Source organism: Nonomuraea sp. CX421, assembly GCF_059358955.1.
On sequence record NZ_JCADBK010000010.1, the window covers coordinates 246,042 to 255,800 of the forward strand.

Sequence of the window (9,759 nt, forward strand, 5' to 3'; positions counted from 1 at the left end):
TCGCGGAAGGAGGAGGCGTCAGTCGAGCCAGCGGTCGACCTCGGCCCGGAGCCGCGCCTTGACCGCCTCGTCGGCGAACGACGCGTCGATCGAGGCCCGCGCGAACCCGGCCAGCTCCGCGTCGTCGTACCCGAACACCTCGCGCAACCGGGTGTATTCGGCGGCCAGCGCCGTCTCGCCGTCGGTGTTGACCGTGACGACCAGCCCGGCGGCGTGCAGGCGCGGCAGCGGATGCTCGCGCAGCGAAGGGACGAATCCCAGCAGGACATTGGAGGTCGGGCAGACCTCCAGCGGGATCCGGCGCTCCCGGACCTCGTCCACCAGCGTGTCGTCGTCGAGGACGCGGATGCCGTGGCCGAGCCGCTCGGCGTGGCCGAGCGTGAGCGCCTCGCGGATGCTGGCCGCCCCCGCCGCCTCGCCGGCGTGGTGCACGAGGTGCAGGCCGGTGTCCCTGGCCGCGTCGAGCACCTCGGCGAACGGCGCCATCGGGTGGCTCTCGTCGCCGGCCAGGCCGATGCCGGCCACCGCGTCGTAGCGGGTCGCCAGCTTCAGCGTGCGCCAGAGCCGCTCGGTGGAGCGCCGCCGCGAGTGGTCGAGCAGCACCCGGCACTCGATCCCGTACTTCGCCCCCTCGGCCAGACCGTCGAGGACCGCCTCCAGCGGCATCTCCAGCGCCCCGAGTCGCTCGCCGTGGGAGGCGGCGGTGAACGTCACCTCCGCGTAGCGGGTGCCCTGCGCGGCCTCGTCCTCGCAGAACTCCAGCGCCACCCGCCGGAAGTGCTCCGCCGTGCGCAGCCGCTCGCGCACCCGGGCCCGCTGGTCGGCGAACTCGCGGAAGCTCGCGAACGGCCCCTCCGGCTCGGGCGGCCCGCCCAGCTCGCGCACCGTCTCGGGCCGTACGGTCGCCTCCAGGTGGACGTGCAGGTGCGCCTTGGGCAGCTGAGCGATGTCTCTCACGTACTCAAACCTAGAGAGCCGGGAGCGCCACGCGCACCTCCGTTTCGGACGTGAGGGACGAGCCGCCGGAAGAAGGGGAGAAAATGGCAGGCCCGGGACGTCGAGAAGCCGATGACGGCGCCGACCTCCCCGTGCACGGCCAAGGAACAGACCGGCGAAGGAGACCTGATGAAGTACATGCTGCTGATCTACAGCAACCCCGCCTCCCAGGAGGCCGTCGCGGGCAACGTCGACGCGGTGATGGCCGAGGTCGACGCGTTGATGAAGGAGCTGAGCGAGTCGGGCGAGTGGGTCGGCGGGCAGGCGCTGGCCGAACCCGCGAGCTCCAGGACGGTGCGCGTGCGTGACGGCGCGCCCGCCGTCACCGACGGGCCGTTCCTGGAGACGAAGGAGCACCTGGCCGGCTACCTGATCGTCGACTGCGACAGCGTCGAGCGGGCCATCGAGATCGCGGCCCGCTGGCCGGACGCGCGGCTGTGCGCGATGGAGGTGCGGCCGATCATCGCCGACGCCTGATGAACACCATCGAGCGACTGCTGCGCGAGCTGGCGCCTCAGGTGCTCGGCGTCCTCGTCCGCCGCTTCGGCCAGTTCGACGCGTGCGAGGACGCCGTGCAGGAGGCGCTGCTCGACGCGGCCGTGCAGTGGCCCGAGCGGGGGCTGCCCGACAGCCCGCGGGCCTGGCTGATCACGGTCGCCGGTCGCAGGATGACCGACCTGGTGCGCAGCGAGCACGCCCGCCGGCGCAGGGAGGAGACGGCCGCGGCCCGCGTGCCCGCCGACGAGTCGGTGCTGCCCGCGCCCGGTGACGAGCGGGCCTCCGACCAGGACGACACGCTGACCCTGCTGTTCCTGTGCTGCCATCCGGCGCTGTCGCGGGCCTCGCAGCTGGCGCTCACCCTGCGGGCCGTCGGCGGTCTGACGACGGCGCAGATCGCCAGCGCGTTCCTGGTGCCGGAGGCGACCATGGCGCAGCGCATCAGCCGGGCCAAGCAGCGGGTCAAGGCGACCGGCGTGCCGTTCCGGCTGCCGCCCGAGCCTGAGCGGGCCGACCGGCTGCGGGTCGTGCTGCACGTGCTGTATCTGATCTTCAACGAGGGCTACACCGCCACGAGCGGGCCCGAGCTGCACCGCACCGAGCTGACCCGCGAGGCGATCCGGCTGGCCCGGGCCCTGCGGCGGCTGCTGCCCGCCGACGGTGAGGTGGCCGGGCTGCTGGCGCTCATGCTGCTCACCGACGCGCGCCGCCCCGCCCGCACCGGCCCCGGCGGGCGGCTGATCCCGCTCGCCGAGCAGGACCGCGCGCTGTGGGACGGGCAGGCCATCGCCGAGGGGGTCGCGCTCGTCACCGAGGCGCTGTCCACCTCGCCCGTCGGGCCCTACCAGGTGCAGGCGGCGATCGCGGCCGTGCACGACGAGGCGGCGAAGGCCGAGGACACCGACTGGCGGCAGATCCTCGCCCTGTACGGGGTGCTGGCCGGGCTGGACGACAACCCGGTCGTCAGGCTCAACCACGCGGTCGCCGTCGCCATGGTGCGCGGGCCCCGGGCCGGGCTCGACCTGCTCGACGGCCTGGCCGGCGACGCGCGGATCTCCGGGCACCACCGGCTGGCGTCGGTGCGCGCCCACCTGCTGGAGATGGCCGGCGACGTGGACGCGGCCGTGGCCGGCTACCGCGAGGCGGCCCGGCTCACCACCAGCCTGCCCGAGCAGCGCTACCTGGAGGGCCGGGCCGCCCGTCTGTCGTGACGGCCTCCCGATCCGCTTCTCAGGGGAGGCGCAGTCCTGCGATGACGAGTGCGACCAGGCGGCGTGCGTCGTAGCGGGGATCGTGCTCGGCGCCGATGCAGAGGTTTCCGATGCCGCGCATGAGCTCGTAGGCCTCCAGGTCGGAGCGGATCTCGCCGGAACCGGCCGCCGCGTCGAGCAGCTGGGCGCACACGGGAACGAGGCGGTCGAGAAAGTAGGCGTGCAACGTCTCGAAGCCGGTGTTGTCCGACTGCAGCACGGCGGCGAGTCCGTGCTTGGTGGCCAGGAAGTCGACGAACAGGTTGATCCAGCGCCCCAGCGCGGCGTAAGGGGTCGCGCTGGACGCCAGCAGGGCCGGACCGGCCTCGGCGCAGGCTTCGACCTGATGCCGGTAGACGGCGATGATGAGATCCGCCCGGGTCGGGAAGTGGCGGTAGATGGTGGCCGTCCCGACGCCGGCCTCGGCCGCGATGTCGCGGATCGGGGCTTCCACGCCTGACCTGACGAAGATCGAGGCGGCCGCGTCGAGCAGGGTCTCCTCGTTGCGCCGGGCGTCCGCCCGTTTGGGCCGGGCGGCGCGCCCTGAGCCTCGGTCGCCGTCTTTCATCGCGTCGTTCCCTCCAGTGCCGGGCTTGCTAAACGGTACAGCGTCCCGTATCGTCAAACGGGACAACGTTCCGTTTGCTCATGATGCCAGAGCGGGGGCCCGTCGACCACCCCGGACGACGCTCCCGCCGGCGGATCGGCCGTGACGCCGGAGCGGAACGGCCTGTCATCACCTGGCCGTGACGCCGCTCGGCGACGACCCGCGCCGCGTCACCCGCCGACCCCCGTCAACCGTGAGAGAGGTCTTCCTGTGAGCGAATCAGCCTTGGCGGTCCCGGACATGGTCACGAGTGCGCCCACCCCGATCATCTCGGCGAAGCCGATCGTGCTGCCGGCCCCCGGCCGCGGTGAGGATCTGCGGGTACGCGTGTCCGCGCCCGCCCGTGGGAGCGGATTGCCGATCATCGTGTTCTCGCACGGCTTCGGCTGGTCGATGGACGGCTACGGCCCGTTGGCCGACTTCTGGGCCGCCCACGGCTTCGTGGTGATCCAGCCCACCCATCTCGACTCGAGGACGCTGAACCTTCCTCCTGACGACCCCCGTACCCCCCTGATCTGGCGGTTCCGGGTCGAGGACCTGAAGCGCGTCCTCGACCGGCTCGATCTCGTCGAAGCCTCCGTTCCCGGCCTCGGCGGGCACCTCGATCGGAGCCGCATCGCCGCGGCCGGACACTCCTGGGGCGCCCAGACGGCGAGCGTGCTGCTGGGCGCGCGGGTCCTCGATCCCGGCGGCGGAGCGGGAGAGGACCTGTCCGACCCCCGGATCAAGGCGGGTGTGCTGCTCGCCCTGCCCGGCCTGGGCGGTGCCGACCTGACTCCGTTCGCGGCTGAGCACTTCCCCTTCATGAATCCGGGCTTCGCCACCATGACCACGCCGGCCCTCGTGGTCGCGGGGGACCGGGACCGATCGCCCCTGTCCGTCAGGGGGGCGGACTGGTTCACCGACCCGTACGTCCTGAGCCCGGGAGGCAAGAGCCTGCTCACTCTGTTCGGCGCCGAACACTCGCTCGGCGGGATCCCCGGCCACACCGTCACGGAGACGACGGACGAGAACCCCGGACGGGTCGCCCTGATCCAGCGGCTCACCTCGGCCTACCTTCGCTCCGCGCTCGACCCCGAGGACTCCAGCTGGCCGGCGGCGCGCACGGCCTTGGCGGAGAGCGCCGAGCCGCTGGGGCGCATCGACTCCAGGTGAGGCTCGACAGAGCGACGATCGGCGGCGCGCCGCCGATCGTCGAAGGGGCCGACGACTCCATGTTACGCGAACTTCCCTGGGATTCCCTCAATGCGCCATACTAGGGAATGTTATGGAGCAATACACCGTTGATCAGGCGGCCGAGCGACTGGGCCTGCACGTCAAGACCGTCCGCGCGTACGTACGTGACGGGCGGCTCAAGGCGGTCAAGGTCGGCAGGCGCTACCGGATCGCCCGCCAGGAGCTGGAGGCGTTCGCCGGGCTCCCGGAGTCGCCGGAGCCCGGCCGCCACGTGGAGGCGTCCTCCATCGTGCAGATCGACGGGATCGGCCGGGCCGAGATGGACCGGCTGAGCACCATGGTCATCGGTTCCGTCACGAGCGGCCCGCAGCGGCTGAACGTCCAGGTCGTGTACGACGAGGACCGCGCCCATCTGAAGATCATCATCCTGGGAGACCTGGAGCCGAGCGCCCACTTGCTCAGGATCATCGACGCGTTGACGAGGGAACAGCTGTGAATACACCGCCCGACGACCCGCCCGCCCGGCTCACGTACGGGCAGGTCCTCCTCTGCGAGCCGGAGGGGACGCCCCTGCGCGAGGAGAGGGACGCCCTCGACCTCATCGGCGAGGCCGGCCACCAGGGGGCCCGCTGGGTCGCCATCCCGGCCGGGCGGCTGCACGACGACTTCTACCGGCTGCGCACCCGGGTCGCCGGCGACCTCGTGCAGAAGTTCGCCAACTACCGGATCGGCGTGGCCATCGTGGGCGACATATCCCGCCACACCGCCGCCAGCACCGCCCTCCAGGACTGGGTGCGCGAGTCCAACCGGGGCGCCCAGATCTGGTTCGTCGACGACCTGGACGAGCTGGGCCGCCGGCTGGAGGAGCGTTCACCCGGCCGGTGAGGCCGTGGGGAAGGCGTGCCGGCGCGTGGCGGCGACGACGAGCGCGGCGGCGGCCAGGGGAAGCGCGGTCCACGGCAGGGCCCCCGCGCCGGCCGTCTCCAGCACGACGCCGCCGGTCAGCGAGCCGGCCGCGATGCCGGCGTTGTAGACGGTGGTCTGCAGAGAGGTGGCCACGTCCGCGTTGGCCGGACCGGAGGCGCCGATCAGGGCCGACTGCAGCAGGGTCGGCACCCCGCCGAAGGCGGCTCCCCACAGGGCGGCCGCCACGAGCAGCACCGCGGCGGAGCGCCCGGCCAGGCCCAGGGCGAGCATCGCGGCCGCGACCAGGACGAGCGCGGCCAGCAGCGTCGCCCGTGGCCGCCGGTCCACCAGGACGCCGGTGACCCAGACGCCGGCCACCGTGGCGAGGCCGAAGACGAGCAGCACCACGCTCGTCCGCGCGACGCCGTCCGCGAGCGGCGCGAGGTAGGTGTAGACCGCCTGGTGGGCGAGCAGCACGATCAGGGTGACGGCCAGGACGGTCCGGATGCCGGGCAGCGTGGTCACGCGGCGCAGTGGCAGCCGCTCGGCGGCGGGCTCGCCGGGAAAGTCAGGCACCTTCCAGGACACCCAGGCCACCAGGACGAGCGCCCCGGCGGCCAGAACGGCGAACGCGGCCCGCCATCCGGCGGCGGTGGCCAGCGCGGTGCCGGCCGGGATGCCCAGGCAGAGCGCGACGGTGATGCCGGCCGAGACGATGGCGATGGCCCGGCCGCGCCGCTCCGGAGCGACCATGCGCGCCGCGTAGCCGACGAGCATCGCCCACAGCGTGCCGCCCATGACGCCGGCCAGCACCCGGGCCCCGACCGTCAGCGGGTAGGACGACGACAGGGCGGTGACGGCGTTCAGCAGCGCGAAGCCGGTCAGCAGACCGGCCAGCACCGGGCGGCGGCGCAGGCCGCGCAGCGCCGCGGTGACCGGGATCGCGGCCAGGAACGAGGCGACGGCGTAGCCGGTCACCAGGAACCCGACGGCGCCCTGCGGCACGCCCAGGGCCTGGCTCATCTGGGGCAGCAGCCCGGCCGGGAGCAACTCGGTCATCACCGCGGTGAACGCGGCGGCGAACAGGGCCAGCAGCCCGCCCAGCGGCAGCTTGGCGGTCTCGGTGGCGGGGGCGGGCGGGGTGGAGGCGACAGGCATGCGACCATGGTCAAACCTTCACATCGATGTGAAGGCAAATCCTCCGGACGGGGTGTTCATGCGCATCGGCCAGCTTTCCCGGCACACCGGCGTGCCCGCCAGGATGCTGCGCTACTACGAGGAGCAGGACCTGCTGCATCCCGAGCGGGCCGCCAACGGCTACCGCCTGTACGACGCCGCCGCGGTCCACCGGGTCCAGCAGATCCGAGGGCTGCTCGACTCCGGCCTCACCACGGAGATCATCCGCAGGATCCTGCCCTTCCTCGACCGGCCCGGCGAGATCCACCCGGGCTGTCTGAGCGACGAGGTCGCCGCGCTGCTGAAGGAGGAGGCCGATCGGATCACGCAGCGTGTCGAGTGCCTGAGCCGCAACCGCGACGCCATCTTCGCCTACCTCGCCGCCGTCCAACGGGACGGCGACCCGGCGCCGCCCGGTGGCCCTGTCGTAGAGGAGCCGCCACAGCAGTCATTCCCGCAGGGCGTGCACAGGGTCGGTGAACAGCGTCTCCAACCGGGTGCGCGGGATGGCGCGGTCACCGCGGACCACGACGGGCACGGGCGTCCTCCTGGGAGGTGATGTGACACATTGTGTGGCCGAGTCGTCGTGGCGGCGGGGCGGGACTGAGATGTGTGACTACCGCGCCGCTGTCGGAAGGAGATCGCCTGAGCGACCTGGGGCTGAGGAGGATCATCTTCGGCCCCTGGTCACCTTCGGTACTCGTGGTGGCCACGGTCTTGGTCTTGGACCCCCTGGCCTAGCCCTAGCGCGACCTGCTTTCCCGAAATCGTCGCGCTAGCGCACCAGCCCCGGCACCACGTTCAGGCCGTCCTTGCGCACTGCGAACAGTTCCCTGCTCTTGCCCGTCCGCACATCCACTGCGTAGACCACCGGCCCAGTCCCGCCCGGAGACTCGGGGACGGCCAGCAAGGTTACCTCTGTGGCGTTCAACCAGCTCCCGAGCCTCGAAGGATGGAGCCCTTCCGGCAGCCCGGAGATCGAGGCACGGTTCTCCCGACCGGCCTGCATCGCACTGAAGGTCACGAGAGACCCGTCCCGCTGCACCGTCGGTTGCCGATTCCGGTCGACGGTCTGTCCCAGCCGGGCGAGCGTCTGCCCGTCAGGTGCGAGGCTGCTGTAGTAGTACGTGAAGTCCCGGATGGTGATCGGGTTATGGCCGAGCACCCACACCTGGCTGGTCATGTCGTATGGCTTGGCCAGCACGACGGGTCCCGAACCGTCCGACACGCTCACCGGCCACCATCCCCGCTTGAGGTTGGTTACCGTCCCGCGCTCCACGTCCACCAGCTTGTTCGGCTCCCGCCGGCCGCCCCACCCCGAGACGACGAACCGCAGCCCGTTAGGCGACAGCCGCAGCGTGTACTCAACCGCGAAGTCTTCCGCGGGCTGCTTCAGCGGCGCCTGCCACGTCTTGCCGCTCGCCAGATCGCGTACGACGATGCGGCGATGCTTCGAGCTGTAGTACGCGATCCTGCGGCCGTCTGCCGTGACCTCCAGCGGCCCGGTCGCTTCCTTGCCCAGCTGGTAGGTGTCGCCCTGGCGCGTCACGATCTGCCAAGGACTGCCGGTGCACGAGCTACCGACGCAGCCCGGTCGGAAGGCCTGCTCCACCGGCCCGACTCCCTTCGCGGGCAACGGGAGGGCCTTGGTCTCCGGCGGTACGAGCGCGATCGGGGGCGTAGGCCGTACCTGCAGCAGTATGGCTCCGCCGCCGAGCGCGACCAGGCAGGTTACGGCCGCGGCTACCACGGCCCGCCGGGCGGCGCGCCTCCTGCGCGCGCCCCGCACCGCCTGTGCCGCCAGATCGACGGTGGGCGCCTGCTCGGCCAGCGCGTGCAGGTCCTCGCGCAACGTGCGATTCATCGGTACACCTCCTTCGGGGCGAGCGCGCGCAGCTTGGACAGCGCGTAGCTGGTCTGGCTCTTGACGGTGCCAATCGAGACGCCCATGAGCTGCGCGGTCTCGTGCTCTGAGCGGTCCTCGTAGAAGCGCAGCACGATCACGGCCCGCTGCTTCGGCGTGAGCTTCGCCAGAGCGGTGCGCAGGACGAGACGGCGCACGGTCGCCTCGTCGTGTGGCTGCCCCGGCTCGGCCGGCTCCGGCAGCTCGGCCCCCGGTAACTCGACCTGCTTGCGCCTGCGCCACGAGATGGTCTGATTCACCAGAGCCTTACGAGCGTAGGCCTCGGGGTTGCCGCCCTTGGCGAGCTTCGTCCAGTGCGAAGCGACACGGGTGAGGACCGTCTGCAACAGGTCCTCAGCGAGATGGGGGTTCCCAGTGAGCAGATACGCCGTCCGCATCAGCGACTGCTGACGTGTGCGTACGAACTCATGGAACCCCTCGTAACGGTCCATGTATCGAATTAACTCCGGCGAGGGGCTCCAGGTTGGAATGCCCAATGTAGTCCCCAGCAGACAAGGGTTTGGGCTCCCGCCAAGATCGCTGAGAGGGAATAGAGACACCCTTACCAAGGGCAGAGAAAGAGGAACGAGACCAAGGGGGGACTGCAAGTTTGACGAGTGGACCGCCTCGCCCTGCGAGACCCGCCCCGTCACCCTCGCCAGTCGCGAGCCGCCGGGAGCAGGTTCTGCGCTGGAACCGGCTCAGAGCTCCAGTGCGCCGTTGCGCAGGCCGCAGCGGCCGTCTTCACTGATGTCGCCGAGGCATCCCGTGCCGGGCTGACCAGCCACTCCAGCCGGGTCATCCCCAGTCCCGTATCCACGGCCAGCATCCGTTCCAGGTTGGCGCGCACTTCAGAGGTCAGCAGGTGCCCCACCAGCTGAGAGGTCAGATCGGAGGCGCCCTTGCGACCCGTGCCGACCATCTTGACCAGAAGGAGCACACCGGGCCGGATCGGAAATTTCTTCATTGCTACCGGGACTCTGAAGTGACCAAGGTCCCGGCGCGCCGGGGTCCTGTGGCCCTGATCATGGGGTGCGCGAAACGGTGTACTTGGGGTGCGAGCAGAACGACCCCCAAGGAGAGGAAGCAGTCATGGCCACCATGGTCCACACCCCCGCCACGGAGACCGGTGCCATCACCAGCCGCCGCCCCGCCGACTACGTCTGGGCGATCACCCGGATCTCGCTCGGCTGGATCTTCCTGTGGGCGTTCCTCGACAAGACCTTCGGCTGGGGATTCGCCACTCC

The 9,759-nt window shown here is 71.3% G+C and carries 12 protein-coding genes; 6 read left to right on the forward strand and 6 right to left on the reverse strand.

The window, feature by feature from the left end:
- Positions 1 to 18: 18 nt before the first annotated feature.
- Complete coding sequence (add, locus tag AC5L3X_RS20565) at positions 19 to 957, reverse strand: adenosine deaminase (protein WP_494858834.1); 939 nt, start codon at positions 955 to 957, stop codon at positions 19 to 21.
- A 168-nt stretch (positions 958 to 1,125) separates the two neighbouring features.
- Here add and AC5L3X_RS20570 point away from each other — a divergent pair, with 168 nt between their 5' ends.
- Both AC5L3X_RS20570 and AC5L3X_RS20575 read left to right on the forward strand, forming a co-directional pair.
- The gene (locus AC5L3X_RS20570) at positions 1,126 to 1,473 is read left to right on the forward strand and encodes a YciI family protein (RefSeq protein ID WP_494858835.1); all 348 of its coding nucleotides are present in this window, start codon (positions 1,126 to 1,128) and stop codon (positions 1,471 to 1,473) included.
- Entirely contained in the window at positions 1,473 to 2,705 is a 1,233-nt protein-coding gene (locus AC5L3X_RS20575) for an RNA polymerase sigma factor (RefSeq protein WP_494858836.1), read from the forward strand. Before AC5L3X_RS20570 ends, AC5L3X_RS20575 begins: the two co-directional genes overlap by 1 nt.
- 19 nt (positions 2,706 to 2,724) lie before the next feature.
- On the opposite strand, the gene AC5L3X_RS20580 is transcribed toward AC5L3X_RS20575, so the two are convergent.
- Positions 2,725 to 3,312 carry a TetR/AcrR family transcriptional regulator gene (locus AC5L3X_RS20580; RefSeq protein ID WP_494858838.1) on the reverse strand — a complete coding sequence of 196 codons (588 nt, stop codon included), beginning with the start codon at positions 3,310 to 3,312 and terminating at the stop codon, positions 2,725 to 2,727.
- A gap of 279 nt (positions 3,313 to 3,591) precedes the next feature.
- On the opposite strand from AC5L3X_RS20580, the gene AC5L3X_RS20585 reads away from it, so the two are divergent.
- The 3 genes from AC5L3X_RS20585 to AC5L3X_RS20595 all read left to right on the forward strand — a co-directional run bounded on the left by AC5L3X_RS20585 (position 3,592) and on the right by AC5L3X_RS20595 (position 5,412).
- Positions 3,592 to 4,506, forward strand: coding sequence for an alpha/beta hydrolase family protein (locus AC5L3X_RS20585; RefSeq protein WP_494858860.1), 915 nt, complete (start codon positions 3,592 to 3,594; stop codon positions 4,504 to 4,506).
- 112 nt (positions 4,507 to 4,618) lie between these two features.
- Entirely contained in the window at positions 4,619 to 5,023 is a 405-nt protein-coding gene (locus AC5L3X_RS20590) for a helix-turn-helix domain-containing protein (RefSeq protein WP_494858839.1), read from the forward strand.
- Positions 5,020 to 5,412 (forward strand): DUF4180 domain-containing protein, encoded by a 393-nt coding sequence (locus tag AC5L3X_RS20595; protein WP_189122822.1) that lies wholly within the window; start codon positions 5,020 to 5,022, stop codon positions 5,410 to 5,412. Before AC5L3X_RS20590 ends, AC5L3X_RS20595 begins: the two co-directional genes overlap by 4 nt.
- Here AC5L3X_RS20595 and AC5L3X_RS20600 read toward each other — a convergent pair.
- A complete protein-coding gene (locus AC5L3X_RS20600; protein ID WP_494858841.1) occupies positions 5,398 to 6,591 on the reverse strand; it encodes an MFS transporter in 1,194 nt (397 codons plus the stop codon). The genes AC5L3X_RS20595 and AC5L3X_RS20600 overlap by 15 nt on opposite strands.
- 58 nt (positions 6,592 to 6,649) lie before the next feature.
- On the opposite strand from AC5L3X_RS20600, the gene AC5L3X_RS20605 reads away from it, so the two are divergent.
- A complete protein-coding gene (locus AC5L3X_RS20605) occupies positions 6,650 to 7,168 on the forward strand; it encodes a MerR family transcriptional regulator (protein WP_494858843.1) in 519 nt (172 codons plus the stop codon).
- A gap of 216 nt (positions 7,169 to 7,384) precedes the next feature.
- On the opposite strand, the gene AC5L3X_RS20610 is transcribed toward AC5L3X_RS20605, so the two are convergent.
- From AC5L3X_RS20610 to AC5L3X_RS20620, 3 genes are all read right to left on the reverse strand, one after another.
- Positions 7,385 to 8,473 (reverse strand): hypothetical protein, encoded by a 1,089-nt coding sequence (locus AC5L3X_RS20610; RefSeq protein ID WP_494858845.1) that lies wholly within the window; start codon positions 8,471 to 8,473, stop codon positions 7,385 to 7,387.
- A complete protein-coding gene (locus AC5L3X_RS20615) occupies positions 8,470 to 8,964 on the reverse strand; it encodes a SigE family RNA polymerase sigma factor (protein ID WP_494858847.1) in 495 nt (164 codons plus the stop codon). Before AC5L3X_RS20615 ends, AC5L3X_RS20610 begins: the two co-directional genes overlap by 4 nt.
- A 197-nt stretch (positions 8,965 to 9,161) precedes the next feature.
- Complete coding sequence (locus AC5L3X_RS20620; RefSeq protein ID WP_494858849.1) at positions 9,162 to 9,479, reverse strand: hypothetical protein; 318 nt, start codon at positions 9,477 to 9,479, stop codon at positions 9,162 to 9,164.
- Positions 9,480 to 9,759 lie beyond the last annotated feature (280 nt).

Bases quoted from the DNA above. Each gene is read 5' to 3' on its own strand.
- AC5L3X_RS20570 (WP_494858835.1), top strand. From the start codon at position 1,126: ATGAAGTACATGCTGCTGATCTACAGCAACCCCGCCTCCCAGGAGGCC.
- AC5L3X_RS20575 (WP_494858836.1), top strand. From the start codon at position 1,473: ATGAACACCATCGAGCGACTGCTGCGCGAGCTGGCGCCTCAGGTGCTC.
- AC5L3X_RS20580 (WP_494858838.1), bottom strand. From the start codon at position 3,312: ATGAAAGACGGCGACCGAGGCTCAGGGCGCGCCGCCCGGCCCAAACGG.
- AC5L3X_RS20585 (WP_494858860.1), top strand. From the start codon at position 3,592: ATGGTCACGAGTGCGCCCACCCCGATCATCTCGGCGAAGCCGATCGTG.
- AC5L3X_RS20590 (WP_494858839.1), top strand. From the start codon at position 4,619: ATGGAGCAATACACCGTTGATCAGGCGGCCGAGCGACTGGGCCTGCAC.
- AC5L3X_RS20600 (WP_494858841.1), bottom strand. From the start codon at position 6,591: ATGCCTGTCGCCTCCACCCCGCCCGCCCCCGCCACCGAGACCGCCAAG.
- AC5L3X_RS20605 (WP_494858843.1), top strand. From the start codon at position 6,650: ATGCGCATCGGCCAGCTTTCCCGGCACACCGGCGTGCCCGCCAGGATG.
- AC5L3X_RS20610 (WP_494858845.1), bottom strand. From the start codon at position 8,473: ATGAATCGCACGTTGCGCGAGGACCTGCACGCGCTGGCCGAGCAGGCG.
- AC5L3X_RS20615 (WP_494858847.1), bottom strand. From the start codon at position 8,964: ATGGACCGTTACGAGGGGTTCCATGAGTTCGTACGCACACGTCAGCAG.
- AC5L3X_RS20620 (WP_494858849.1), bottom strand. From the start codon at position 9,479: ATGAAGAAATTTCCGATCCGGCCCGGTGTGCTCCTTCTGGTCAAGATG.